Origin of the sequence: Curtobacterium sp. PsM8 (assembly GCF_030433875.1) — a bacterium.
GTDB lineage: Bacteria > Actinomycetota > Actinomycetes > Actinomycetales > Microbacteriaceae > Curtobacterium.
The window spans coordinates 1-26,166 of the sequence record NZ_JARUXD010000024.1 but is presented as its reverse complement, the minus strand read 5'-3'; the positions used below and the strand labels follow the sequence as shown (position 1 = coordinate 26,166).

Genomic DNA, 26,166 nt, shown 5'->3' with positions numbered 1-26,166 from the left:
AGCCGCCTGTCGGAATCGAACCGACGACCTATTCATTACGAGTGAATCGCTCTACCGACTGAGCTAAGGCGGCGGACGCTTCGGAGATCCGGAGCGGCACGAGAAATCACTGTACAGGATCAGACGAGGGAGCGCGAAACGAGCGCGCCGAGATCGGCGAAGGACCGCGCGAGTTCGTCGACGAGGTGCGCGTCGGCATCCCCCTCGGACCACTCCCACCAGGCGTGCCGCAGTGCGGCCATGCCCACGAGCGACGCCAGCCGGGCGCGGCGACGGACCTCGTCGTCTGCCGGCGTCGCGGGCGCGCTGCTCTCGTCCGGCAGGCCGTCCTCGCGCCGCAGCCGTCGCTCGACGACCGACTGGACAGCGGCCTGGAACTCCTTCATCGACGCCATCCGCTGGCTGAAGAGCTCCGGGTTCGCGCGGAGGACCTGCTGCCGCTCGCCGATCAGCCCACGCTCGTCGATGAGTTCGTGGGCCGAGTGCACGAGCAGGGCGCCGAGGTCGGCGAGCAACTCCCCCGACGGGCCGCCGGCGACGAAGGTCTCGACGTCCTCGCCCTGGGGCAGGGTCGGGTCGTCGCCGAGGATCGCCTGCTCCTTGCTCGGGAAGTAGTTGAAGAACGTGCGCGGCGAGACGTCCGCGCGACGGGAGACCTCGTCGACCGTGACCGCCGAGAGCCCGTGCTCGATCGCGATGCTGAGCGCGGCCTGCTGGATCGCCAGGCGGGTGGCGCGGCGCTTCCGTTCGCGGAGGCCCGGTGCAGCGTCGGTCATGGGGCGATCCTCCCACGTCGACCATCGCGCTCAGCATGAGAACCCTGTCGGGATCCCCAGGCTGCGTCGAGGTCCCGTCCGCTCATGTGCCGGTCCTCAGCGGACGGCGCGGGCGACCGTGACGAGCAGCGCCTCGAGGGCCAGGAGCGCGGCGACGTTCGCCCCGATCCGCTGCCGGGCCGTCGCGATGGCATCGAGCACCTCGAGCGCCGCCGCGGGCGGGACCGACGGCAGGGCCCGCTCGAGCTCGTGTCGGATCGCCAGGTTCACCGGCTCGGTCGGCGCGCCGAGTCCGAGCAACAGCAGGTCGCGGTAGAGCGAGGACACGTCGACCAGGATGCGGTCCAGGCCGTCGCGGAGGCTGCGGGTCGCCCGGCGCTTCTGGTCCTCCTCGAGCACGCGGAGCTGCGAGCGGAGGGCCGGGGGGACGGTGCCGCCCGGCTGCACGCCGAGGGACCGGAGGGCGGCATCGCGCTCCTCGGCGTCCCGTTCGAGGGTGATCGCCTTCGCGTCCTCGTCCGCCACGGCCAGCAACGCGGCCGCGGCGTTCACGGCGTCGCCCACGCTGCGGATCGCGAGGACCGTGGTCAGTGTCCGTCGACGACGGTCGCGGGCGTCCTCGCTCGTGGCCAGGCGCTGCGCCATGCCGATGTGGCTCTGGGCCTGACGGGCGGCATCGGTCGCGAGGACGCGGTCCACACCGGTCCGCGCCACGATCAGGTCGGCGACCGACTCGATGCCCGGCACCCGCAGTCGGACCGAACGCACGCGCGACCGGATCGTCGGCAGCAGGTCGGCCTCACTCGGCGCGCACAGGATCCACACGGTGCGCTCCGGCGGTTCCTCGAGCGCCTTGAGCAGCAGGTTCGAGGTCCGTTCGGTCATCCGGTCGGCGTCCTCGACGATGAGCACGCGGTACCGGCCCACCGAGGGCGAGAAGTGCGACGAGGTCACCAGCTGCCGGATCTCGTCGATCGTGATGATGACGCGCTGGGTCGTCAGTCGGGCGACGTCGGGGTGCGTGCCGGCGCTGATCAGCCGGAGCGTGTGGTCGTCGTCCGGGCCGTTGCCGACCAGGGCGGCGGCGAAGGCCGCGGCGACGTTGGAGCGGCCTGAGCCGGGCGGGCCGGTGATCAACCACGAGTGGGTCATGCCCCCCGAGCCGTCGGTCGACTCGGCGGCACTCCGCAGCGCCGCGACGGACTCTTCCTGCCCGGTCAGGCCCTCCCACACACTCACGGGACGATCCTCGCAGGATCCACCGACGGGGCGGACCGTCGGCCGGCGGACGGCCGCGTCGCTGCGTCGTGTGGCATCACGCAGCGCCGATCAGGGCGGCGACGGCCGTTCGGATGCGCTCCTGCACCAGGTCGGCGGACTCGGCGGCGTCGACGACCAGGAACCGGTGCGGCTCGGCACGGGCCATGTCGAGGAACGCCTGCCGGACGGTCTCGTGGAATGCCGCCGCCTCGGACTCGAGGCGATCGAACACGTCACCGCGAGCGGCAGCGACACGTTCGCGCCCGATGCTGACGTCGAGGTCGAGCAGCACCGTGAGGTCCGGCGTCATGCCGTCGGCCGCCCAGTCCGACACCGAACGGATCTGGTCGGCGCCGAGATCACGCGCCACGCCCTGGTACGCCACCGACGAGTCGATGTACCGGTCCTGCAGGACGACGTCACCGCGGGCCACGGCCGGACGGACGACCGTCTCGACGTGGTGTGCGCGGTCGGCGGCGTAGAGCAGAGCCTCGGCACGGGGTGTCACGTGGCCGCGGTCGTGCAGGACTATTTCGCGGATGCGCTGCCCGAGGTCCGTGCCACCGGGTTCCCGGGTCCGGACCACCCGCCGACCGTGCGCCCCGAGCCACTGCTCGAGACGCTCGGCCTGCGTGGTCTTGCCTGCGCCGTCACCGCCCTCGAGGGTGATGAACCAGCCGCGGTCGGCGCCGTCCGTCGTCACTTCTTCTTCGCGGGGGCGCGACGGGCCGGGGCCTTCTTCTTGACCGGGCCCTTGGCGCGCTTGTCGGCGAGCAGCTGGACGGCTCGCTCGAAGTCGACCGTCTCGACCTCTTCACCGCGCGGGATCGTGGCGTTCGTCTCACCGTCGGTGACGTACGGGCCGAAGCGGCCGTCCTTCACCTTGATCGGCTTGCCGGACACCGGGTCCGCGTCGAACTCCTTGAGCGCAGCGCTGGCGGCACGCTTGGCGCCGTACTTCGGCTGCGCGAACAGTTCGAGGGCGCCGGGCAGGTCCACGTCGAAGATGGCGTCCTCGCTCGGGAGGGTCCGGGTGTCCGTGCCCTTCTTGAGGTACGGCCCGTACCGCCCGTTCTGCGCGGTGATCTCGTCGCCGGACTCCGGGTCCTTCCCGACGGTGCGCGGGAGGTCCAGGAGCTTCAGCGCGGTCTCGAGGTCGACCGAACCCGGGTCCATCGACTTGAAGAGGGACGCGGTGCGCTCCTTCGGCGCGGCGGCCTTCTTGGCCGTCGTCTTCTTGGCGGGCGCCTTCTTCGCAGCCGCGGTCTTGCTCGCGGCCGTCTTGGTGGTGGTCTTCGTGTCGGCTGCCGCTGCTGCCGGCTCGGGTTCGGCCGCCAGGACTTCTCCCGTGGCCGGATCGACGGTCGGCTCGGGCTCGGGGGTGCGCTCGGTCACGTACGGACCGAAGCGGCCGTCCTTCGCGAGGACCTCCTTCCCCGTCTCCGGGTTGATGCCGACCACGCGGTCGCTGACGACCGGGGCCTCGACCAGTTCGCGGGCCTTGTCGAGGGTGAGTTCGTCCGGCGCGATGTCCTCGGGCACGTTGACGCGGCGCGGCTTCTCCGGGTCGTCGCTCGGGGTCTCGATGTAGGGGCCGTACCGACCGATGCGGAGGGTCAGACCCGGCGCGAGTTCGACCGAGTTGATCTCGCGGGCGTCGATCTCGCCGAGGTTGTCGATGACCGTGCGGAGACCGCGCTGGTCACCGCCACCGAAGTAGAACTCCTTGAGCCAGTCGACGCGGTCTTCCTCGCCGTTGGCGATCCGGTCGAGGTCGTTCTCCATCTCGGCGGTGAAGTCGTACTGCACCAGGTCGCCGAAGTAGTCCTCGAGCAGGCGGACGACGCTGAACGCGATCCAGTTCGGCACCAGGGCGGTACCGCGCTGCGTCACGTACCCACGGTCCATGATCGTGGAGAGGATCGCAGCGTAGGTCGACGGGCGTCCGATGCCGAGCTCTTCGAGCGTCTTCACCAGGCTGGCCTCGGTGTAGCGCGGCGGAGCGGAGGTGTCGTGTCCCTTGGCAGCGACGTCCGAGACGCCCAGGTGGTCGCCCTCGGCCATCTGCGGCAGCTTCGCGTCGTCGGCGGAGTCGTTCGAGGCGCGTTCTTCGTCCCGGCCCTCTTCGTAGGCGTTGAGGAAGCCACGGAACGTGATGACGGTGCCGGAGGCGGTGAACTCGACGTCGGTGCCGTTCGCAGTGCTCGCGAGACCCTCGACCGGTTCGGTCGACGCGATGCCGAGCACGACCGACGCGGTGGAACCCTTCGCGTCGGCCATCTGCGACGCGACGGTGCGCTTCCAGATGAGGTCGTAGAGACGGAGGTCGTTGCCCCGGAGGACACCCTCCATCTGCGACGGCGTCTTGAACGTGTCACCGGCGGGACGGATGGCCTCGTGGGCCTCCTGCGCGTTCTTGCTCTTGCCGGCGTAGGAACGGGGCTTGGCCGGGATCGAGTCCGCTCCGTAGAGCGTGGTCGCCTGCTTCCGAGCCGCGGAGATCGCTTGCTGCGACAGCGACGCGGAGTCGGTACGCATGTAGGTGATGTGGCCGTTCTCGTACAGCGACTGCGCGACGCTCATCGTCTGGCGAGCCGAGAAGCGGAGCTTGCGCGCCGCTTCCTGCTGCAGCGTCGACGTGGTGAACGGAGCGGCCGGTCGCCGCGTGTACGGCTTCGACTCGACGCTGCGGACGACGGCGTCGCCGGCCCGGTCGAGGACCGCGGACAGCGAGCTGGCGGACCCCTCGTCGAGACGGACGACGTCGGACGTGTGCTGGCCCTGGTCGTCGAAGTCACGACCAGAGGCGACGCGCTTGCCGTGGATCCGGGCAAGGCGAGCCGTGAAGCCGCCCTGCTCGGGCTTCTCGAAGCGGGCCGTCAGGTCCCAGTAGTTGGCGGAGACGAACGCGAGGCGCTCGCGCTCCCGGTCGACGACGAGACGCGTCGCAGCGGACTGCACACGACCGGCGGAGAGCCCGGGCCCGACCTTGCGCCAGAGCACCGGCGAGACCTCGTACCCGTAGAGACGGTCGAGGATGCGGCGGGTCTCCTGGGCGTCGACCAGCGCGGTGTCGAGTTCACGCGTGGCTTCCTGGGCGCGCTGGATCGCTTCCTTGGTGATCTCGTGGAACACCATGCGCTTCACGGGCACCTTGGGCTTCAGCACCTGGAGCAGGTGCCACGCGATGGCCTCGCCTTCGCGGTCTTCATCTGTTGCGAGGTAGAGCTCGTCGGCGTCCTTCAGGGCGCGCTTGAGGTCGGCGACGGTCTTCTTCTTCGCATCGGAGACGACGTAGTACGGCTCGAAGCCGTTGTCGACGTCGACCGAGAACTTGCCGAGGGAGCCCTTCTTGAGCTCGGCCGGGAGGTTCTTGGGCTCGACGAGGTCACGGATGTGTCCGACGGAGGCCTGGACCTCGTATCCGTCGCCGAGGTATTGCGCGATCGTCTTCGCCTTCGCGGGGCTCTCGACGATCACGAGCTTCTTCGTGCCTGGCACGTGTCTCCTTGATCGATGGTGCTGATCGGCCGACGGACGTCGTGGAAGCGTCCGGGTCGACCGGGAATTCGGTGACCGGCGGGCCGACAGGCACACCATACACACTCCGGTGGGGATGGCCGGTGGAGCCGGAGCCGGTCCGCCACACATGACCGGACCGCTCGGACTGCCGTCGGCGCGTCGCCGATCACGGCCGCGGACCGGCGACGGCGACCGCGTGGGCGGACAGCGGACCGGTGCCGACGGAGACCTCGACCCGGGCGCGCGCGCCGTCGACACCGCAGCCGACGAGCACGGCTGCGTTGACCCGAGCGAGTCGTTCAGCGGCGACGCAGGGTGGGTCCGTCACGAGGCCGACGGTCGCGGCCGCCGCGGCGAGCGCCGCCGCGTCGGCTGCGCCTCGGGCACGCGCGGCCGCGACCCGGTGGCCGGCGGCACCGAGCAACGAGGCCGTCACGATGCTGGTCGTCGCCAGGACCGCGATGAGCACGACCGTCGCGGAACCTTGCTCACCGACCGGCCGCATCGGCTTCGTCCGCCGCGCAGCTGTCCCCCTGCAGGACGATGCCCGAGAAGGGCCCCGTCCCGGCGGGACGTCCGGCGTGGACGCAGACGAGACCGGCAGCGTGCTCGACCCGGACGGACTCGGCGTCCGCCTGGTCGAGTGCATGCCGAGCAGCCGGGTCGTCCCCGCGAGCGGTGGCCCGGGCAGCGACGGCAGCGGCGGTCTGCAGCCGCCCCTGCCCGTCAACGGCGAGCACCCCGGCGATCCCGACTGTCAGGACGACCGCGACGACGGGCAGTGCGAGGGCGAACTCGACCGTGACCGAGCCGCGGTCGTGCCCGGGGCCGCACCTGACGCGCTGTACCGCTCTCATGGAGTCAGTGCCGTTCGGACCAGGTCGGTCAGGATCGCCTGGACCTCTCCGGAGCGCATCACTGCGACGAGCACCCCGGCGAAGGCGACCGCGGCGAGGATGACGACCGCGTACTCCGCCGTGGCGGATCCCCGGTCCTCGGCGATCCGGCTCCGCAGCGCCGTCCAGTGCACCCGATGGTGTTCCCGCATCTCTTCGTTCCTCTCTACTGTGGCGCCGGCCGCTCCGGCGCTCTGGGCGGACCCGGCAACGAGGTGGTCCGTCGTTCCGTGCCGTGGATCCACCTTCGGCGAGGACGACCTCGGGCAGGAGAGCCACGATCCGGTCCGTGCAGAGGTCAGCGGAGTCCGGGAGATGTGGAGGAGAGGATCCCGAGCACGACGGGCACCACCCCGACGCACACGAACGCCGGCAGCACGCAGACCCCGAGCGGCAGCACCAACCGCACCCCGAGTCGTTCGGCCCGCACCAGACCCTCGGCAGCGGCGTCAGCGCGTCGGTCGACGGCAGCGGCGCGGAGGAGCCCGGCTGCCGGGACGCCGGCGTGGTCTGCCAGGGCGAGGGTCTCGGCGAGTCGCCGCCGGTCCGCCTCGGGCCAGTCGCGGTCGCCGTAGACCGCCGCGACCGTCCGGTCAGCGTCGGACCAGGCGCCGCCGCCGGACAGCGCGACGGCCCAGACCTCGAGGAGCAGGCCGGGCGCTCCCCCGGTGTCGGCGGCCGCGGCGAGCAGGTGCCGGCTCCAGCGCACGGCCACGGCCACGAGCAGTGCTGCGACGACGACGCAGGACCATCCGAGTGGCGTCCTGGTGAGCACACCGACCGTGTCGACGCCCCATGCCGAGCCCAGCAGCACACCGAAGGCCGGCAGTGTCAGTACCACCCGGGCACTGGCCCGCGGACCGGCGAGGGCCGTGCGCACCGCTCGCTCCGCCGCGGCCCGGTCACGCAGGGCTCCGGCGAGCGCGCGGAGTGCGGGGACGACGGGCGATCCGGTCCGGGCAGCCACGGCGAGCACGCCGTCGACCTCGGACCCACCGGTGCTGGGCGGCCTCCCGACGGACGACGACCGGCGTGGTCCGGTGCCGGCTCCGGCGCCGGCTCCGAGTTCGGCCACCAGCGTCAGCGCCCGGGGCGGCGGCACCCCGGCCGCCACCAACACCGCGACGCGATCCACCGCGCGCGCCAGGGCGAGCGCATCATCCGGCGGCGTCACGCTCCGCGGGTCCGTCGATGGGCCCCGCCGGCGGCGCGAGGTCGCTGGCGCGCCGCACCGCCGTGACCGGTGTCGGCGTCGACGTGCGCTCCAGCGGGACCGGCACCACCGCCGGCGCCACCGCCGGGACCGCCGGCACCGCCGATGACGCCACGATCGACCCCGCTGCCGTTCCCGCTGGCGGGCACAGGGCAGAGACCGTCATCGCGGTCGCCTTCGGGTCGTGCCGGAACAACCCTGGCGCGGCGCGCCCGCTCCCCGCCGGACACCCCGGCGGGCGAACCGGACCGCCCGCGCCCCTCGAACCCCGTGCTCGCTCCGACCGACACCGCCGCAGGCCCCCGCCCGGGCCTGAACCCAGCCCCGGACTCCGACACCGGCACCGGCACCACCTCGAGCCGCCCCTGCCGGTCCACGCCGAACCGCCCGACCTCCGCGAGCCGCCGGACCCCGTTCCGGCGCTCCACGTGCAGGACGAGGTCGAACGCACTCGCCGCCTGCCGTGCCAAGGACTCCGGACCCAGCCCGGCGAGCGCCCCGAGCGCCTCGAGCCGCGCCGCGACGTCGCCGACCCCGTTCGCGTGGACCGTCCCCGCCCCCCCGTCGTGCCCGGTGTTCAGCGCCGAGGTGAGCTCGCGGATCTCGGCGCCCCGACACTCCCCCACGACGATGCGGTCGGGCCGCATCCGCAGCGCTTCGCGGAGCAGCCGTTCCGTCCCGAGCGCACCCGCGCCCTCTGCGTTGGCCTGCCGCGCTTCGAGGGCGACGACGTGCGGGTGGTCGATCCGGAGTTCGGCGACGTCCTCGACCGTGACGATCCGCTCGTCCGTCGGGACCGACCCGAGCATCGCCGCGAGCAGGGTCGTCTTGCCGCTGCCGGTCGCCCCGGTGATGAGGACGTTCCGTCGCTCCTGCACAGCCCGGTCGACGACGGCGCGCGGCACGTGCTGGAAGAAGCCGCCGTCGGCGAGCCGGTCGATCGTCGGGAGCGCGTTCTGTGGCAGTCGGATCGAGATGGTGGTGCCGAGGACGCTCACCGGCGCCAGGACCACGTGGACCCGGATGCCGTCGCCGTGACGGACGTCCGCGCACGGTGTGGTCTCGTCGACGTGGCGACCACCGCGGGCCACGAGGGCTCGAGCGAGGTCACGGGTCCGCCGTTCCGAGAGGACGAGGCCGCTGACCGCGGTGAGTGCGCCGCCACGGTCGGTCCAGACCCCGCGTCCCCCGAGCACCAGCACGTCGGTGACGCGGTCGTCGGCGACGAGGGGTGCGAGTTCCTCGAAGTCGACGAGCGCGGCGGCCTGACGACGGTGCTCCGGACGTGGGGTGCCGGGGAGGAACGGTGCGCGATGCCGGTGCATGTCGATGACGGTACGGACGGGGCGGGCGCGTCCAGTGCCTCCAGGACGGACCGGTGGAGAATGCAACCACCGGTGGCCAGGGTGCGGGACTTGTACCCCGAACTCATCGGCCGTACCCCGCCGTCGAGCCCCGGATCCCGAGGATTCCGGGGCTCTCGCCGGTCCGCAATGAGGGGGACACTCGAAGAACGGTCGGTCCAGTCCGTGTGGTTGCAGGAGCACGATGCGTCATCCTGCCGGTGGACCGCTCTGTCCACCGTTCCGCGTACCTGCGCGGATCGAGCAGGTCTGAGCGGGCCTCACGGAGGGCCCGGGAGATGCGGGCGCCGCGGGAAAAAGAAGAGGCGGCACCTGTTGGGGGGAACGGGTGCCGCCAGGACACCGGCGGATTGGGGGGAATCTTGGCCGGCGCCACCGGGAACGAGCCCGGCAGGAACAACTGTACCCCAGGAACCGGATCCGACGACACCTCTGACCGGAGAACGCGATCGAGTGCGTGGATCGACCATCTGGCCGTGCGGGACCGGACCCGAGCATCCGCGGTGAGCGAGTTGTCCACAGGCGCCTCGGCGGCGTCGGCGCTCGGAGTAGTCTCCGGAGGCGCCCGGTCATCGACTGCCTCGGTGGTCCGACCGCGCCCCCGGCGGACGAGACGAGAGGACATCGATGACGATTCCGCAGCAGGACCAGACCCGTACCGACCAGACCGGTGCCGGCCAGAACCCGGCCGACCAGAACCAGACCGACCAGACCCCCGGTGACGCCACGACGTTCCCGCCGTCGCCGGAGTTCGTGGCCGACGCGGTGGCGGACCGTGCCCTGCACGACGCCGCCAGCGCGGACCGGGTGGCCTTCTGGGCCGAGCAGTCCCGCGCCCTGCTGGAGTGGCGGACGCCGTTCACGAGCACGCTCGATTGGTCCGCGGCCCCGTTCGCCCGCTGGTTCGCGGACGGCGAGTTGAACGTCGCCGAGAACTGCCTGGACCGGCACGTCCGCGCGGGCAACGGTGACCGCGTCGCGATCCACTTCGAGGGCGCGAACGGTGACACCCGCACCATCACCTACGCACAGCTGACCGCCGACGTGCAGCGGGCGGCGAACATGCTCGCGGGCCTCGGCGTCACGCAGGGCGACCGAGTCGTCGTCTACCTGCCGCTGATCCCGGAGGCCGTGGTCACCATGCTGGCGATCGCCCGCCTCGGTGCGATCCACTCCGTCGTCTTCGGCGGCTTCAGCGCCGAGAGTCTGCGCGCCCGCATCGAGGACGCCGGCGCCAAGGTCGTCGTGACGGCCGACGGCGGCTGGCGCCGGGGTGCCGTCTCGCCGCTCAAGCCCGCGGTCGACGAGGCCCTGCAGGGCGAGGGCACCGACAGCGTCGAGCACGTGCTGGTGGTGCAGCGCGGCGGCAACGACGTCGAGTGGACCGACCGGGACCGCTGGTGGCACGACGAGTTCGCCGCAGCCGCCCCGGAGCACGAGGCGCAGGCGTTCCCCGCCGAGAACCCCCTCTTCATCCTCTACACGTCCGGCACGACCGGCAAGCCCAAGGGCATCGTGCACACCTCCGGTGGCTACCTGACCCAGGCGGCGTACACGCACAAGAACGTGTTCGACATGCACCCGGAGAAGGACGTCTACTGGTGCACCGCCGACATCGGCTGGATCACCGGCCACACCTACGTCGTCTACGGCCCGCTCGCGAACGGCGTGACACAGGTCCTGTACGAAGGCACCCCCGACGAGCCGAAGCCCGGCCGGTGGTGGGACCTCGTCGACGCGTACGGCGTCACGGTCCTCTACACCGCACCGACCGCGGTGCGCGCGGCGATGAAGGCCGGCCGGCAGATCCCCGAGGCACGCAGCCTCGAGAGCCTGCGCCTGCTCGGCAGCGTCGGGGAACCGATCAACCCCGAGGCCTGGCAGTGGTACCGGCAGGTCATCGGTCACGACCGCACCCCGATCGTCGACACCTGGTGGCAGACCGAGACCGGCGGCATCATGATCTCGGCCCTGCCCGGCGTCACGAAGCTCAAGCCCGGCGCCGCCCAGACGCCGCTGCCCGGCATCGTCGCCGAGATCGTCGACGACGACGGCCACCGTGTCGAGCCGGGCGGCAGCGGCTACCTCACGATCACCGAGCCCTGGCCCGCGATGGCCCGCGGCATCTGGGGAGACCAGGACCGCTTCGTCGAGACCTACTGGTCACGCTTCCCCGGCCGCTACTTCGCCGGCGACGGTGCCCGCCTGGACGGCGAGGGCGACATCTGGGTGCAGGGACGCGTCGACGACGTCATGAACGTCTCCGGACACCGGCTGTCCACGGCCGAGATCGAGTCGGCACTGGTCGGTCACGAGGGCGTCGCCGAGGCGGCGGTCGTCGGTGCCGCCGACGAGACCACCGGACAGGCGGTGGTCGCGTTCGTGATCCTCACCGCCGACGCTGCGGCGGACGTCGACCGCGTGTCCGCGGCGACCGAGCTCCGCAACTGGGTCGGCAAGCGGATCGGCCCGATCGCGAAGCCGCGCCAGGTCGTCATCGTCCCCGAGCTGCCGAAGACGCGCTCGGGCAAGATCATGCGCCGCCTGCTCCGCGACGCGGCCGAGGGCCGTCGCATCGGCGACACGACGACGTTGGCCGACCCGACGGTGATGGCGACCATCGCGGAACTGATGTGATGCGGTGAACGTGCGGAGAGCCTCCAGGCCGGTCGGTCTGGAGGCTCTCCTGCTTTCCGTGGACGGGTCCCGTCCGCCGGTGGTTCAGTCCGTCAACTCGACGATCAGCTCCACCTCGACCGGGGCGTCGAGCGGGAGCACCGCGACGCCGACGGCGCTGCGGGCGTGGATGCCCGCTTCACCGAAGACGTCGCCGACGAGCTGCGAGGCGCCGTTCGCGACGCCGGGCTGACCGGTGAAGGAGGGGTCCGAGGCGACGAAGACGGTCACCTTGACGACCTTCGCCACCCGGTCGAGCGACCCGGCGACGCTCTGCACGGCGGCGAGGCCGTTCAGTGCGGCCTGCCGAGCCTGCGCGGTCGCGGTCTCGGCGTCGACCGCGGACCCGACCTTGCCGGTGACCAGGAGGGCGCCGTCGACGAAGGGCAGCTGCCCCGCGGTGAAGACGTGCGAGCCCGAGACCACGGCCGGGACGTACGCCGCGACGGGCGCGGCGACGGCCGGGATCGTGAGGCCGAGCTCGCGCAGGCGGTCCTCGATGCTCATGCGTCGGCCTTCGGACGCTTCAGGTAGGCGACCAGGCCGCCCTCGGGGCCGGTGACGACCTGGACCAGTTCCCAGCCCTGGTCACCGAAGTTGTTCAGGATGGCAGTGGTGTTGTGGATGATCAACGGAGTCGTGAGGTATTCCCAGCGGCGCATGCGGTTCCTTGCCAGCCTTTCAGTCCGAGGTGTCGTTTAGGCTGCATCCTATGTCTGCCCAGAAGACGTCTGCCCGTCGGACCAAGCCCGTCTCCGCAGTCGGCGCCTTCATCGGTTTCGTCGGCTTCAGCGCACTCGCCGGTCTGCTCGTCACGATCGGGGTCACCCCGGCCATCGCGGTCGCCGGTGTCACGACGACCTCGACCATCGGGGTGTTCGAGTCCCTGCCCGAGTACATCGAGCTCGGCGACCTGCCCCAGCGCAACGAAGTGCTGGCGTACCAGGGCGGCAAGCCCGTGCACCTGGCGACGGTCTACGACCAGAACCGCCAGGAACTGAAGTACGACCAGATCAGCGACAACCTGAAGAACGCGGCCATCGACGGCGAGGACAAGCGCTTCTGGGACCACGGCGGGGTCGACATGACCTCACTGGTGCGAGCTGGCGTGGGGACGGTCGCGGGCGGTGGCCTCGGCGACTCCGGCGGAGGCTCGACCCTGACCATGCAGCTGGTCCGCAACATCAAGATGCAGCAGGCCCTCGAGCTCCCGACACAGGAAGAGCGCCTCAAGGCCTACAACGAGGCCACGAAGGTCTCGGTCTCCCGCAAGCTGGAGGAGATGAAGCTCGCGATCGGGCTCGCGAAGAAGTACTCGAAGAAGGACATCCTCACCGGGTACCTCAACATCGCCTTCTTCGGCGACCAGACCTACGGCGTGCAGGCCGCGGCCCAGCACTACTACGGCAAGAACGCCACGGACCTGACCCCCGCCGAGGGCGCGTCGATCCTGGCCATCGTGCAGTCGCCGAACACCCGCAATCTGTCGGACCCCAAGTTCTACGAGGCCAACGTCGCCCGACGTGACGTCATCCTCAAGTCGATGTACGCGCAGAAGCACATCGACAAGAAGCAGTTCGACGAGGCCATCGCCTCGAAGCCGGCCGACTACGTGCACCTGACCGACCCGACCCAGGGCTGCAAGGCTTCCGCCGGCAACGGTTCGCAGTTCTTCTGCGACTACGCGGTGCAGATCGTCAAGGAGATGTCGCAGCTCGGTGCGACGCAGAAGCAGCGCGACGCCGCCTGGCGCAACGGCGGGTACACGATCCAGACCACGCTGAACCTGGACCTGAACAACGCGCAGAAGGACCTGATCAACCAGTACGCGCCGAACACCGAGTCCCGGTTCGCCCTGGGTGGCGTGCTGAACTCGGTCGAGGCCGACACCGGCCGTGTGCTGACGATGGTGCAGAACAAGAACTACAACCAGCTGGCCAAGTGCGGCTCGCAAGGGGCGGACCCGAACGCCTGTGCGCCGGCCACCGACACGGGTCTGAACCTCAGTGTCGACCAGCAGTACGGCGGCGGTGAGGGCTTCCAGACCGGTTCGACGTTCAAGCCGTTCACGCTGCTGAACTGGCTGCAGAACGGCCACGGGCTGCAGGAGATCGTGAACGGGACGCCGCGGACGTTCTCGAGCTTCACGCAGTGCAAGACGCCGATCTACACGCCGTACACGGTCAAGAACGATGCACCCGGCGAGGGCGGCAACATGACCGTCGAGAACGCGACCTACCGCTCGATCAACAACTCGTACGTCCAGATGGCCCAGAAGCTCGACTTCTGCGACATCCGCGACACGGCCGAGAGCCTCGGCGTACACCTGGCCAAGCCGCGCCTCACCTCGACTGAGTACGCAGACGACATGTCCAAGAAGACGACGAGCGACGTCAGGACCAACCCGTCGTTCGTACTCGGTACCAACTACATCGCACCGCTGACGATGGCTGCGGCGTACGCGGGCATCGCGAACAAGGGCACGTTCTGCCGGCCGATCGCGATCGACAACGTCACGAACGCCGACGGCAAGTCGCTCGGCGGCCAGCCGAAGGACTGCACCCAGGCGATCGACCCGCAGGTCGCGGCCACCGCGATCTACGCGCTCAAGAAGGTCCTGACCGTCGGTACCGCCGTCGGTGGCCGGACTCCTGACGGCTTCGACGAGTTCGCCAAGACCGGTACCACCGACGAAGCAGACCAGATCTGGCTCGTCGGCGCGACCAGCAAGGCCGCGACCGCTGCGTGGATGGGCAACATCGAGGGCAAGCAGAGCCTCCGGTTCGTCTACGGTCCGAACGGCCAGTACGCCGGCTCCCGCACCGCGCTCTGGCGCCAGGCGCAGGCCGTCGTGAACACCCAGTACCCGGGCGGCGAGTTCGAGACCCCGTCCGCGGCGGCCATCCGCGGCAACAGCATCACCGTCCCGAACGTGGCCGGGCAGACCCCCGACGCGGCACGGGCAGCGCTCGCGAACGTCGGCCTGACCTACGTCGACGGCGGAGTGCAGTCCGGCGGCGGAACCGCGGGGACGGTCTCGTCGACCAGTCCGGCAGCCGGACTCCAGCTCTCCAAGGGCTCGAGCGTGACGGTCTACACCACCGACGGCTCCCAGGCCTCGGTCCCCGATGTCGGCGGCAAGAAGGTCGACGACGCGAAATCGACCCTGTCCGATGCCGGGTTCACGAACGTGGCCGTCGCCGGTGACTACGAGCGGGGCAACGGCAAGAACGAGTGCACGGTCGCCGCGGTGGCTCCGGGCGCCGGGACGGCCACGGCGAAGACCACCGGGGTGACCCTCAAGCTGTTCGGCAACAAGGACGGCAAGGCGCCGAAGGACTGCCGATGAGCCGCGGCCGCGGTGCCCTCGGCGTCCTGGCCGCGGGTGCCGCGGTCGGTGTCGCCTCGGCAGCCTGGGGCGCACTGGTCGAACGCCGGCGGTTCGGCATCCGGTGGGAGACGGTCCCCGTCCTGCCCGCCGGTTCCCGTGACGTGACGGTGCTGCACCTCTCAGACATCCACATGGCCCCGTGGCAGGCCGACAAGCAGCAGTGGATCCGCGACCTCAGCCTGGTCGAGCCGGACTTCATCGTGAACACCGGCGACAACCTCGGGCACGAGACCGCCAACGCCGCCGTCGAGTACGCCCTCGAGCCGTTCCGCGGCATCCCCGGAGCGTTCGTGTACGGCTCGAACGACTTCTTCGCCCCGTCCCCGCGGAACCCGGCGCGCTACCTGTCTGGTCCGAGCACGATGCGGCCCGAGGCGCCTCCGGCGAAGCTCGACGTCGATCGGCAGACGGCCTTCTTCGAGTCCCTCGGCTGGCTCGACCTCAACGACCACGCCCGCGCGATCGAGGTCCGCGGCTCACGCTTCGAGCTCTTCGGCACGTCCGACGCGCACCGCGACTGGGACCGTCTCGACCTGCTGCCGGCCAACGTCGACGAGATGCGCTCCGAGGTCCCCTGGTCCGAGGACGAAACCGGCCCCTCCCCCGTCTCCATCGGCGTCACGCATGCGCCCTACCGTCGAGTGTTGGACGCCTTCGTCACGCAGGGCGCGGACGTCGTGTTCGCCGGGCACACCCACGGCGGCCAGGTCGCCGTCCCCGGAGTCGGGGCACTGGTGACGAATTCGGACCTCCCCCGTCGGTACGCCAGCGGACTGCACCAGTGGCAGAACCGGACGCACTGGTCGTGGCTCAACGTCTCGGCCGGGCTCGGTACCTCGATCTACGCGCCGATCCGGTTCGCCGTCCGGCCTGAGGCCGTGGTCGTCACCCTCACCGCCCGAGCCTGAGCCACACCGGGGTCCGTATCGCAGGTCGGCCTCTCGGCTGTCACCTGTGCAACTGGTGGTCACGTGCGTCCCGATCGGGTCCGTCGAGGACCTCTCCGCCGGATCCACAGCCGGGCGCCGGAGGGGGTCGTGGGTCGGACCCCCGCGTGACCTGGTTCCCACGACCGCTGCGGTCTCGGGCCGGTTGCGCGCATCTCCCTGTTCCCGCGCCGCGTCGGTAGGCGCCAGGCCGGTCCTCGGGCACCCCGCCGCTCTGCTTGCGTCCGCGCGGGTCGGTGGCGACAGCGCCGGTCCGGGGGCGTCTGCGACCGCAGCGGTGTTCCGAGGCCCGGCCGTGTGGTCCGACTGAACGCGGCAGCCCGCGACGCGCCCGGCCGACATCGCGTGGTCGTGAGCACCCCCGAACATCGGATAGACTTCTGGGGTTGCTCCGGGAACGGAGTGATCACACCGCGGGGTGTGGCGCAGCTTGGTAGCGCGCGTCGTTCGGGACGACGAGGTCGCAGGTTCAAATCCTGTCACCCCGACAGCCACGGCCCTGGTTCCACTCGGAACCAGGGCCGTTCTGCTTATCCGCGGGCTGTCCTTGTTTCCGGATCAGCCGTCGTCCCGCTTGGCCGCCGGCCGGGTCGCCGCACAACGAAAACCGATCCGCGCCAGGGCTTCCCGCGGTGCGAACCGGTTCCGGTAGTGCCTGTCCATGCCGAACCGGCGCAGTGCGACCCGGGCCGGTGTGCCGGCTGGGTCGCCGCACAACAAGAACCGGTCCGCACCAGGGTTTCCCGCGGTGCGAACCGGTTCCGGTAGCGCGTGTCCAGGCCGAACCGGCGCAGCGCAAGCCAGGCCGAGCGGGCAGCGCCAGCAGCAGCGCCAGCCGCTCCCCTACGCCACCGCGACGCCCGGGCGGACCAGACGCCCGTCGCCGTGCAGCCCGGCGACGACCTCGAGCGCCTGGTGCCGGTAGCGCGCCTGTGCGGCACCCGGAGCGACGATGACACCGTCCGCCCCGGTCGACTCGACCAGGTCGTTGATCTTCGCTGCGACCTGCTCGCGCGTGCCGTACGCCTGACGCTCGGTGCGTGCGGCGATGAACCGACGCTCCAGGTCCGAGAACTGGTAAGCCCGCGCCTCGTCCATGGACACCGGCTCCGGCTTCGTGCCCTGACGCATCCTGATGAAGGAGATCATGCCCGGGGCGCTCTGCTCCTCGACCACGGCGGGGTCCTCATCGGTGACGACCTGCACGCCGATGAGGGCGAGGGGCTCCGACCGGAAGCGCGACGGCCGGAACGACTGGTGGTAGAGCGCCAGTGCCGCTTCGGTGTTGTCCGAGGCGAAGTGGTGGGCGAACGCGAAGGCGATGCCGAGTGCACCGGCGACCTGCGCGCTGTACCCGGAGGAACCGAGCAGCCAGAACTCGGGCACGTCGCCGTAGCCGGGGACGGCGCGGATCCGGGAGAGCGGGTTCGACTCCTCCATGCCGGTGAAGAACCCGATCAGGTCGGCGAGCTGCTGCGGGAAGTCGTCGACGTCCAGGCGGTCGGTGCGGCGCAGCGCCATCGCGGTCGCGCCGTCCGTACCGGGTGCCCGACCGATGCCGAGGTCCACGCGGTCGCCGTACAGGGCGCGGAGGGTGCCGAACTGCTCGGCGATGACGAGGGGTGCGTGGTTGGGCAGCATCACGCCACCGGACCCGATCCGGATGGTGGAGGTCGCGGCTCCGACGGCGCTCAGCAGCACGGCGGGTGCGGACGAGGTGATGCCCGGCATGCCGTGGTGCTCGGCGACCCAGATCCGTTCGTAGCCGAGTTGCTCGGCCCGCACGGCCATGTCGATCGAGCCCTGCAGGGCTTCGGTGTTGGACTGGCCATACTCGCGCGTGGCGAGGTCGAGGACGGAAAGGTGCAGGGGTGCGTCACTCATGTCGGAGCCAACGTGAGCCGCCCCGAGACCATTCCGCGCCTCCAGTCCGGGACGGAGCGTCAACAGTCCGGGACGGAGCGTCAACAGTCCGGGACGGAGCGTCAGCGCCCGCTCGCGCCGTCCAGCCGCCCACCGGACTCGGTGAGGTAGCAGTTGGCGCAGAGCGACTCGTACTCGACGTCGGCGCCGTCGATGGCGACCTGCGATCCGTCGAAGACGAACTGTCCGTGGATCTTCCGCGCGTTGAACACGGCCTTGCGGCCGCACCGGCAGATCGTCTTGAGCTCTTCGAGGGAGTGCGCGACCTCGAGCAACCGCCGGCTGCCGGGGAACGCCTCGGTGCGGAAGTCGGTGCGGATGCCGTACGCCAGGACCGGGATCTGGTCGAGGACGGCGATCCGCAGCAGGTCGTCGACCTGGCGGGGGGTGAGGAACTGGGCCTCGTCGACGAGCACGCAGCTGACCGGGCGGACCATGCCGTCCAGGCGGGCGGACTCCGGGTCGGTGGCACCGGCCTCGGCGACGGCGGCACGGACGTCCACGTCGGCGGGCAGGACCACGTCGACGGTCCGGGTGACGCCGAGCCGCGAGACGATCTCGCGGTCACCCTTCGTGTCGACGGCGGGCTTCGCGAGCAGGACCCGCTGGCCGCGTTCCTCGTAGTTGTAGGCGGCTTGCAGGAGTCCGGTGCTCTTGCCGCTGTTCATCGCGCCGAAGCGGAAGTAGAGCTTCGCCACTACGCGAGGAACCCGTCCTCCGCCGCACGACGGATCAGGTCGGACTTCTTCGACGCCGGGCGGCCGACCTTGGCGTACTTCTCGCGGACGCGCCGCAGGTAGGTCTTCGCGGTCTCGTACTGCACGTTCATCTGCGCGGCGACCTCGTTGGTGGAGTAGCCGGAGACGTACAGGCGGAGCGCTTCCTCTTCACCGTGGCTGAGCTTCGGCCGCTGGTGGGCGCTCGCGCCGGTGGGCAACGGCCGCCACTCGCGCTGCGCGGGGGTCTCGCGGGCGACGCCCATGACCTCGCGCGCGATGTCCATGACCTCGCGCATCGGCAGGGACTTCGACAGGAACGCGGCCGCGCCGGCGGCGAGCGACCGGTCGCGGGACTCACGCGCGTCGACGCTGGAGAGCACGATGACCTTCGCACCAGCGGCACGGCAGGTGCGCACCCGGGCCTCGATGGAGACGGGCTCCTTGAGCTGGAAGTCGAGGAACACCAGGTCGGTCGGGAAGCTGTCGCTGTGCACCATCTCGAGCCAGGTGTGGGCGGTGAGGGCCAGGTCGAAGTCGAAGGCGTTCACCGCGATCCAGCTCGACAGGCTGTCGAGCAGGACCTCGTGGTCGTCGAGGATGGCCAGGCGCACCCGTCGCGAACCCGGGGTCGGCATCGACGGACCGCCCTCCGTGAGACGGTTCGGGTCAGTGCTGGTCATACGAGAACCTTAATGTCAGTGACGATGGTCGGACGGCGACGTCGGTGTCGGGGAACGTCACGCGGAGCACGGCGAAGTAGGGGTCGAAGGTCCGGTGGATCCCGACGTCGGAGTCCGCGACCACGACGTCGAAGGTCATCCCGACCCGCGGCGTCGTCGGGCCCGCCGCACCGGCCGTCGGTCTGGCCGCTGGCCCGTCCGCACCCAGGCCGGGCGCGAGCGCGCCGACGGGGGCGACCGTGACCCGGACGCCGGCCGGGTCGACCGTCGCGGCGCCGAGCAGCGCCCGGACGAACGTCCGGACGACGGTCCGCTGGTCCGCGTCCATGGCGGACGCCAGTCCCTCCGGGTCGTGCACGGTCGCCGCTGCGTCGCCCGACACCCGGACGGCGTACTCGAGCCAGGTGCGGTCCGCCTCGGCGACCATCCCCTGGCGGATGCCGTCGGCGATCGCGCGGGCTCGAGCACGGTCGGCGTCGGTGATCGAGGCGCGGGTCCGGAGCTCGGCGAAGAACGGTGCGACGTCGCGCGCCAGGATCGTGGACCGGTCCTGCTGGACGCTCGCGGTGATGCCGTCCCGTTCAGCCCGCTCGACGGAGTAGGACCCGGCACGGATCTGGACCCGTTCCGCCAGACCGGCGAAGGTCCGCGCGAACACGGCGGCCGCGGCGGTCAGGACCAGGGTCGGCGCAGCCGCCAGGAACGCGGCCACGGACACCGGAACGCCGGCCGGGTACACCGCAGCGACCGTCCCGGCGGTCACGCCGTTGACCACCGCCAGGACGAGCCCGCCGACGACCAGGTCCACCCACGGCCGGTACGGCGCGACCTCGACGATGCCGACCGCGCACAGCAGGACCATGAAGTCGTTGACGAGGGAACGGTCCGGCCCCCACTGCGCTGCCGAACTGGTCACCGTCGCGGCGGCGAGCAACCCGACGTGGGCGACGAACGCCCAGCGCGGGAACGGCGCACGGAACGGACTGGAGGCGCTGATCACCACCACCGCGGAGGCCGCCAGCAGCAGGACGGTCAGGGCACTGACCGTCGGGGTGCCGACGACGTCGCGGTCGAACAGGGACACCAGGCTCGCCCAGAGCACCCCGCCGGCACCGATCACGACCGCGAGGGGTCGGGAACCCATCGCGCCGAGCGGGTCGTACTGCTGAGCGGTCCGGCGTCCGCTGCCGCTGCCGCGACCGCGGTCCGCGCGGCCGGCGGTCACGACGCACGCTCCACGTCGCCGTCACCGGCGAGGTGCACGACCGGCGCGGAGCCGATCGTCGCCGCGTACGGGACGCTCATCATCACGCTCGTGCCGGAACCGGGCGACGACCACACCTGGACGTCGCCGCCGACGCGGCCGATGCGTTCGCGGACGGAGTTCCGCAGGCCCATCCGGTCGGCGCCGGTCGCCTGCTCGTCGAACCCGCGCCCGTCGTCGACCACCATCACGGTGCAGGCCGCACCGTCGTCGAAGACGCTGACCTCGGCGGTGTCGGTGCCGGCGTGCTTGAGGACGTTCGCCAGGCACTGCCCGACGGCGCGGACGACGGCGGTCATGGCCCGCGGGTCCAGCCGCCCGACGGACGACGGGTCGCCCGTCACGGCGACCTGGAGGCCCGTGGCCCGCTGCTCGTCGATCATCCGCTCGAACGCGGTGACCGCTTCGGACGCGGCGTCGGCCGCATCGGCGCCGTCCGACGCGGCGGCGTCCCCTGCGAGCCAGGCCCGGCCGGTGAGCATCGCGACGTCGGACTCCATGGTCCGGGCGAGGTGCTCGTCCATCGGTCCGGCCGGTGCGAGGGCGATGGCGTTGAGGTGGTTCAGGATCGTGTCGTGCAGGATCGCGGCGGCTTCGGCCTCGATGCCGGCGCGGTACGCGGTGACGTGTTCCTCACGGGCGGACCGCAGCAGTTCGGGTTGGACGCGCTCGGACCGCGCGGTCGAGCGGCTGACGGCGACGACGAGCGCGATGACGAAGCCGAGCGTCACCCAGGCGAGCACGAGGGGGTGGTCGGGGCCGCCGGAGCGTGCGGCGGCGACGGAGGTCACGACCCTCCCGACGGTGAAGCCGGACACCGACCAGAGGACGACACGGAGGGTGCCACTCCCCGATCCGCCGATGAGGACGAGCGGCACGACGACCAAGGACAGCAGGTAGGAGCTGACCCAGGGGACGTCGGCGAGTTCACGTTGCACGACGGTGGCGAACCACCACGCGCAGATGCCCCCGACGACGAGGAAGGCCGCTCCGGACCGCCACGTGCCGACGTGGGTGTGCACGGCGATCATGACGAGCATCGGCACGACGGCCAGGACGGCGCCGAGGATGTGGTCGTTCGGGGCGTCGAGACGGTAGAGGACCAACAGCAGCGCCGCGGCCACGAGGGACCCGATCGCCGCCGCGTGGAAGGCGCGCACCGTCGACCACGCGTTCACCCGGGGGGCGAGATGCGTGGGGATGCCGAGCACCGGGGCTGTCCTTCCGTGCGGTCGAGGGGTCACGGAGCACCCGGCCAGCGAGTGCTCTCCACCGCCGACGACCGTTCGGGAGGCCGTTCAGCGGCAGGGGCGCCACCATCGATCCAACCACGATGCACGAGGTTGTGTACCCCGATCAGGTCCTCAGACGGCAGACCGGACCATGGTACCGGCGACCACCGACCCTCTGCTGTCCCCCGGACACGGGCTCGCGGACCTCCGGCGCCTCAGAACAGGCGCGGCCCGCCGGTGCCGGACGACGTCGGTCGGACCGGGGTCGACGTCGGCGACAGCGACGGGGACAGCGACGGGGACAGCGACGACGGTGCAACAGCCTGCGCCGGCTGCCGCCCGTTCGTCGGTCGGTACTCGGCCCGCTGGGCGTACCCGGGGTCGGCGCGCTTCAACGGCGACTGGTCGGACGTGCGCGGGACGGCGTCGTCCGAGAAGCCCATCGACCCGGTGGCGGGGTCGACCTGCCCGAGGGACAGCCCGTGCTCGCGGAGGATCGGGCGGACCCGCTCCGCCAGCCACCGCCGGTAGTCCTTCGGCGCGTAGGTGTTGTCGAGGTACATCGCCCGGTACCGGCCGACCAGGTCCGGGTGGGTGCGGCCGAGCCACTCGTACCACCACGGCTTGATGCCCGGCTTGAGGTGCAGCGCCGAGTACATCAGGCTCGTGGCGCCCGACGCCGCGGCGCGTCCGACCGCGTCCTGCAGGTGGGCGCGGGTGTCCGTGATGTAGGGCAGGACCGGCATGAGGAAGACCGAGCAGTCGAGTCCGGCGTCACGGACGGCACGGACGGTCGCCAGGCGGGCCGAGGTCGTCGGTGTCCCCGGTTCGACGGACTGCTGCAGGTCGTCGTCGTACACCGCGATCGACATGGCGATGTCGACCGGCACGGACTTCGCCGCTTCGACCAGCAGCGGGATGTCCCGGCGGAGCAGGCTGCCCTTGGTGAGGATGCTGAAGGGCGTCCCCGACTCCGCCAGCGCTTGGATGATGCCGGGCATCAGGCGGTAGCGCCCCTCGGCCCGCTGGTACGGATCGGTGTTCGTGCCGAGGGCCACCGGGTGCCGGTCCCAGCTCGGCTTCGCGAGTTCGCGCGTCAGGACGTCCGCCACGTTCGTCTTCACGACGATCTGCTGGTCGAAGTCCGCGCCACCGTCGAACTCCAGGTAGGTGTGGGTCGGGCGGGCGAAGCAGTACACGCACGCGTGGCTGCAGCCGCGGTAGGGGTTGATCGTCATCCCCCAGGTGCCGCCGTCCGCTCCCCCGACCTTGTTCAGCGCCGACTTCGCCAGGACTTCGTGGAACGTCACGCCGGCGAACTCCGGGGTCGTCACACTCCGGACGAACCCGCTGTTCGACTCGAGCCCGGAGAGCATGTCGCTCCGCTCGGCCGTGATCGCCTGCCCGTCCCACCGCATGCACCCATTCGAACACACGTTCGAACGCGGCGCAAGGCGACCGAAGTCAGCGGTGCAGTCCGAGCACCGCCGCAGTGCGGTCGAGTGTGGCGTCCGCCAGCGCGGCGTCGTCGCCGAGGTCCTGCCCGTAGGTCGGGACCATCTTCCGCACCGTGGGCTGCCAGCCGTCCCACCGGTCCGGGAAGCACTTGCGGAGCATGCTCAGCATGATCGGCACCGCCGTCGACGCACCCGGCGAGGCCCCGAGCAGCCCGGCGATCGAGCCGTCCGCCGACGTGATGACCTCGGTCCCGAACTGCAGGACGCCGCCCTTGTCCTTGTCCGGCTTGATGACCTGGACGCGCTGGCCGGCCGTGATCCGGTGCCAGTTCTCGGGCTCGGCTGCGGGCATGAAGTCGCGGAGGGCGTCGAACTTGGTCTGCTTGGACGCCAGGAGCTGCCCGATCAGGTACCGGACCAGGTCGAAGTTCGAGAACGCGACGCTGAGCATCGGCCGTAGGTTGTGCGGCCGGATCGAGGCGAACAGATCGAGGACCGAGCCCTGCTTGAGGAACTTCGGGCTGAACCCGGCGTACGGGCCGAACATCAGCGAGGCGCTGCCGTCGACGATGCGGGTGTCGAGGTGTGGCACGGACATCGGCGGAGCACCGACGCTCGCCTTGCCGTAGACCTTCGCCGAGTGCTTCTGCACCACCTCGGGGTCATCGGTGCGGAGGAACTCGCCGGACACCGGGAACCCGCCGTAGCCGCGGATCTCCGGGATGCCGGACTTCTGCAGCAGCTGCAGGGCACCACCACCCGCACCGACGAAGACGAAGTCCGCCGCGATGCGCTGCTTGGTGCGACCGACCTCGTTGCGGACGTCGAGCACCCAGCCGTCGGACACCTTCGAGCGGACGATCTTCGTGACGCGGTGCGACGGCTCGAACTCGAGCCCGTCGATCTCGAGCCGGTCGAACAGCTGTCGGGTCAGCGAGCCGAAGTCGACGTCCGAGCCGGCCGCCGAGTAGGTCGCCGCGATCGGCTGGTCCTTCTTACGGCCCGGGATGAGCGCCGGCGCCCACTTGCGGATCTGCTCGGCGTCCTCGCTGTACTCGAGCCCGGCGAACAGCGGGTGGTCCTTCATGGCGTCGTAGCGGGCACGCATGTAGGCGACATTGTCCGCACCCCAGACGAACGAGATGTGCGGTGTCGGGTTGATGAAGCTCTTCGGGTCGGGCAGGGTGCCGTCCTCGACCAGGTGCGACCAGAACTGGCGCGACACCTGGAACTGCTCGTTGACCGTCACGGCCTTCGCGATCTCGACACGACCGTCCGGCAGCTCCGGCGTGTAGTTCAGCTCGCAGAGTGCAGAGTGACCCGTCCCGGCGTTGTTCCACGGGTTCGAGGACTCCTGCGCGGCCGAGCCGAGCCGCTCGTAGACGCGGATCTTCCAGTCCGGCTCGAGCCGGTGGATGATCGCGGCGAGCGTGGCGCTCATGATCCCTCCCCCGACGAGGACGACATCGATGGGGTCCACCTGCTTCACTGCCACCCGTCGAGCCTACCTCCGTTCCCTGCGCGGCCGCGGATCACCTCGCACCTGATGGTCGATTGCGATCCCACATATCTCATACAGTATTGGGGTTCCTGGCCCTCCATCGAAAGCACACCATGCGCCGCACCACGACCATGGCCGGGCTCGTCGCCGTCCCCCTCCTCGCGACCGCCCCGCTCCTCGCCGTCTCCACGTCGGCTTCCGCCCAGACCGTCGTCGACGCGACCACGTCCGACTCGACGGTCACCAGCACGCTCCGCCTCGCCGGCTCGAACGGGTTCGTCGCCGTGGGCACCGTCGACGGCGTCGAGCAGGCTCACACGAACGCCGCCACCGCCGACGCCGTGCTCCACTCGGAGCCGGGCGCCACCGGTCCGCTGGTCATCGGCGATCGGTGCTTCAGCCCGCTCAACGGACCGGGTCTGCCCTACGCGATCGTCATCGACGCCACGGACCCGTCACGGTGCCTCACCATGCGCACCGTCGCGGGTGCCGACGGTTCCCTCCGGTTCGTCGCGGACGACGCGCTCTCCCCCGGCAACGGACTGACGCTCGAGCAGACCCCCGGGTCCTCCGCACTCCGTCTCGGCGACGCCGGCTCCGACTTCGACGTCGTCACCCGCGGGGAGTTCACGGCTCCGGAGCTCACCGAGACGACGATCACGGTCGGTTCCGACTTGGCCGGCACCGCGCAGCCCGGTGCCCACGTCGTGGTCGTCCGAGGTACCGACGTGCTCTGCGAAGCGGACGCCGCCGGCGAGGACGCCCCCCAGCCCGGCACGTGGTCGTGCGCCGCCGACCTGCAGGTCGGCGAGCACGACCTCGAGCTCTACGGCGTCTCGGCGGCGAACCAGCCGGCAGGCCCCCGCGCGGTGCACGTCGTCGTCGCCGACGCCAGCACCGATCCCGGGACGGATCCGGGCACCGACCCCGGCACCGACCCGGGCACCGACCCCAGCCCCGAGCCCGGACCCGACCCCGACCCGGGCACCGACCCGGAGCCCGGCACGGACCCGGCGCCCGGCGTCGATCCCGCCCCCGGCGCCGGATCCCTGCCGGGTACCCCGTCCGCGACCACCGCACCGACGCCGACCAGCAGCCCGACGGCGACGGCAGCACTCCCCGATCGGCTCGCCTACACGGGTGCCGAGGTCGGCACGGCCACTGCCGCCGCGGGCGTGCTCCTCGGCCTGGGCGGTCTCCTGACCGTCCTCCGTCGACGCCTGCGTCGCTCCTGACGAACGGACACGACGACGGGCGGGGGGGGCCCCCGCCCCGGGGTGGGGGGCGCCCCCGCCCGCGGGGGGGGGGGGGGGGCCGGGCGGCCCCCCCCCGGGGCGGGGGGGGG

The 26,166-nt window shown here is 71.2% G+C and carries 22 protein-coding genes and 2 tRNA genes; 5 read left to right on the top strand and 19 right to left on the bottom strand.

Annotation, left to right across the window (positions count from 1 at the left end; all coding sequences use genetic code 11):
• The 10 genes from QCD68_RS07720 to QCD68_RS07675 form a co-directional block, all read right to left on the bottom strand.
• Window positions 1-73 (bottom strand) — tRNA-Thr (locus QCD68_RS07720).
• A 46-nt stretch (window positions 74-119) separates the two neighbouring features.
• Window positions 120-776: a TetR/AcrR family transcriptional regulator gene (locus QCD68_RS07715; protein ID WP_111074300.1), complete on the bottom strand. Its 657-nt coding sequence runs from the start codon at window positions 774-776 to the stop codon at window positions 120-122.
• A gap of 96 nt (window positions 777-872) precedes the next feature.
• The gene (locus tag QCD68_RS07710) at window positions 873-2,015 is read right to left on the bottom strand and encodes a DNA polymerase III subunit delta' (RefSeq protein WP_253463675.1); all 1,143 of its coding nucleotides are present in this window, start codon (window positions 2,013-2,015) and stop codon (window positions 873-875) included.
• A 76-nt stretch (window positions 2,016-2,091) separates the two neighbouring features.
• The gene (gene tmk / locus QCD68_RS07705) at window positions 2,092-2,739 is read right to left on the bottom strand and encodes a dTMP kinase (protein ID WP_301222603.1); all 648 of its coding nucleotides are present in this window, start codon (window positions 2,737-2,739) and stop codon (window positions 2,092-2,094) included.
• Complete coding sequence (gene topA / locus QCD68_RS07700) at window positions 2,736-5,537, bottom strand: type I DNA topoisomerase (RefSeq protein WP_301222602.1); 2,802 nt, start codon at window positions 5,535-5,537, stop codon at window positions 2,736-2,738. Before topA ends, tmk begins: the two co-directional genes overlap by 4 nt.
• A gap of 187 nt (window positions 5,538-5,724) precedes the next feature.
• Entirely contained in the window at window positions 5,725-6,063 is a 339-nt protein-coding gene (locus tag QCD68_RS07695) for an Rv3654c family TadE-like protein (protein ID WP_301222601.1), read from the bottom strand.
• Window positions 6,047-6,415 (bottom strand): TadE/TadG family type IV pilus assembly protein, encoded by a 369-nt coding sequence (locus QCD68_RS07690; protein ID WP_301222600.1) that lies wholly within the window; start codon window positions 6,413-6,415, stop codon window positions 6,047-6,049. The genes QCD68_RS07695 and QCD68_RS07690 overlap by 17 nt, the downstream gene beginning before the upstream one ends.
• Window positions 6,412-6,606, bottom strand: coding sequence for a DUF4244 domain-containing protein (locus QCD68_RS07685; RefSeq protein ID WP_290156796.1), 195 nt, complete (start codon window positions 6,604-6,606; stop codon window positions 6,412-6,414). The genes QCD68_RS07690 and QCD68_RS07685 overlap by 4 nt, the downstream gene beginning before the upstream one ends.
• Window positions 6,607-6,752: 146 nt before the next feature.
• Window positions 6,753-7,628 carry a type II secretion system F family protein gene (locus tag QCD68_RS07680; protein ID WP_301222599.1) on the bottom strand — a complete coding sequence of 292 codons (876 nt, stop codon included), beginning with the start codon at window positions 7,626-7,628 and terminating at the stop codon, window positions 6,753-6,755.
• A complete protein-coding gene (locus QCD68_RS07675; protein ID WP_301222598.1) occupies window positions 7,625-8,992 on the bottom strand; it encodes a CpaF family protein in 1,368 nt (455 codons plus the stop codon). The genes QCD68_RS07680 and QCD68_RS07675 overlap by 4 nt, the downstream gene beginning before the upstream one ends.
• A 666-nt stretch (window positions 8,993-9,658) precedes the next feature.
• On the opposite strand from QCD68_RS07675, the gene acs reads away from it, so the two are divergent.
• Window positions 9,659-11,668, top strand: a complete 2,010-nt coding sequence (gene acs, locus QCD68_RS07670; RefSeq protein WP_301222597.1) for an acetate--CoA ligase — start codon at window positions 9,659-9,661, stop codon at window positions 11,666-11,668.
• Between the two features lie 84 nt (window positions 11,669-11,752).
• Here acs and QCD68_RS07665 read toward each other — a convergent pair whose 3' ends face one another.
• Window positions 11,753-12,214 (bottom strand): RidA family protein, encoded by a 462-nt coding sequence (locus tag QCD68_RS07665; protein ID WP_301222596.1) that lies wholly within the window; start codon window positions 12,212-12,214, stop codon window positions 11,753-11,755.
• Window positions 12,211-12,369, bottom strand: coding sequence for a hypothetical protein (locus QCD68_RS07660; protein ID WP_181431068.1), 159 nt, complete (start codon window positions 12,367-12,369; stop codon window positions 12,211-12,213). Before QCD68_RS07660 ends, QCD68_RS07665 begins: the two co-directional genes overlap by 4 nt.
• Before the next feature lie 50 nt (window positions 12,370-12,419).
• Between QCD68_RS07660 and QCD68_RS07655 the strand changes: the two genes are divergently transcribed.
• From QCD68_RS07655 to QCD68_RS07645, 3 genes are all read left to right on the top strand, one after another.
• Window positions 12,420-15,056 (top strand): transglycosylase domain-containing protein, encoded by a 2,637-nt coding sequence (locus tag QCD68_RS07655; protein ID WP_301222595.1) that lies wholly within the window; start codon window positions 12,420-12,422, stop codon window positions 15,054-15,056.
• Window positions 15,053-16,006, top strand: a complete 954-nt coding sequence (locus QCD68_RS07650) for a metallophosphoesterase (protein ID WP_301222594.1) — start codon at window positions 15,053-15,055, stop codon at window positions 16,004-16,006. Before QCD68_RS07655 ends, QCD68_RS07650 begins: the two co-directional genes overlap by 4 nt.
• A 453-nt stretch (window positions 16,007-16,459) precedes the next feature.
• A tRNA-Pro gene (locus QCD68_RS07645) sits at window positions 16,460-16,533 on the top strand.
• Between the two features lie 355 nt (window positions 16,534-16,888).
• Here the strand turns inward: QCD68_RS07645 and QCD68_RS07640 are convergent.
• The 7 genes from QCD68_RS07640 to QCD68_RS07610 all read right to left on the bottom strand — a co-directional run bounded on the left by QCD68_RS07640 (window position 16,889) and on the right by QCD68_RS07610 (window position 24,815).
• Window positions 16,889-17,929 (bottom strand): LLM class flavin-dependent oxidoreductase, encoded by a 1,041-nt coding sequence (locus QCD68_RS07640; protein WP_301222593.1) that lies wholly within the window; start codon window positions 17,927-17,929, stop codon window positions 16,889-16,891.
• A gap of 101 nt (window positions 17,930-18,030) precedes the next feature.
• Window positions 18,031-18,666 (bottom strand): thymidine kinase, encoded by a 636-nt coding sequence (locus tag QCD68_RS07635; RefSeq protein WP_301222592.1) that lies wholly within the window; start codon window positions 18,664-18,666, stop codon window positions 18,031-18,033.
• A complete protein-coding gene (locus tag QCD68_RS07630) occupies window positions 18,666-19,367 on the bottom strand; it encodes a DNA-binding response regulator (RefSeq protein ID WP_290156784.1) in 702 nt (233 codons plus the stop codon). Before QCD68_RS07630 ends, QCD68_RS07635 begins: the two co-directional genes overlap by 1 nt.
• Window positions 19,354-20,592 (bottom strand): hypothetical protein, encoded by a 1,239-nt coding sequence (locus tag QCD68_RS07625; RefSeq protein ID WP_301222591.1) that lies wholly within the window; start codon window positions 20,590-20,592, stop codon window positions 19,354-19,356. Before QCD68_RS07625 ends, QCD68_RS07630 begins: the two co-directional genes overlap by 14 nt.
• Entirely contained in the window at window positions 20,589-21,842 is a 1,254-nt protein-coding gene (locus tag QCD68_RS07620; protein WP_301222590.1) for a sensor histidine kinase, read from the bottom strand. The genes QCD68_RS07625 and QCD68_RS07620 overlap by 4 nt, the downstream gene beginning before the upstream one ends.
• A 236-nt stretch (window positions 21,843-22,078) precedes the next feature.
• Window positions 22,079-23,281 (bottom strand): Rv2578c family radical SAM protein, encoded by a 1,203-nt coding sequence (locus QCD68_RS07615; protein WP_301222589.1) that lies wholly within the window; start codon window positions 23,279-23,281, stop codon window positions 22,079-22,081.
• Window positions 23,282-23,327: 46 nt separating this feature from the next.
• Window positions 23,328-24,815 (bottom strand): malate:quinone oxidoreductase, encoded by a 1,488-nt coding sequence (locus QCD68_RS07610; RefSeq protein WP_301222588.1) that lies wholly within the window; start codon window positions 24,813-24,815, stop codon window positions 23,328-23,330.
• A gap of 119 nt (window positions 24,816-24,934) precedes the next feature.
• On the opposite strand from QCD68_RS07610, the gene QCD68_RS07605 reads away from it, so the two are divergent.
• Window positions 24,935-26,056, top strand: coding sequence for a hypothetical protein (locus QCD68_RS07605; RefSeq protein ID WP_301222587.1), 1,122 nt, complete (start codon window positions 24,935-24,937; stop codon window positions 26,054-26,056).
• Window positions 26,057-26,166 lie beyond the last annotated feature (110 nt).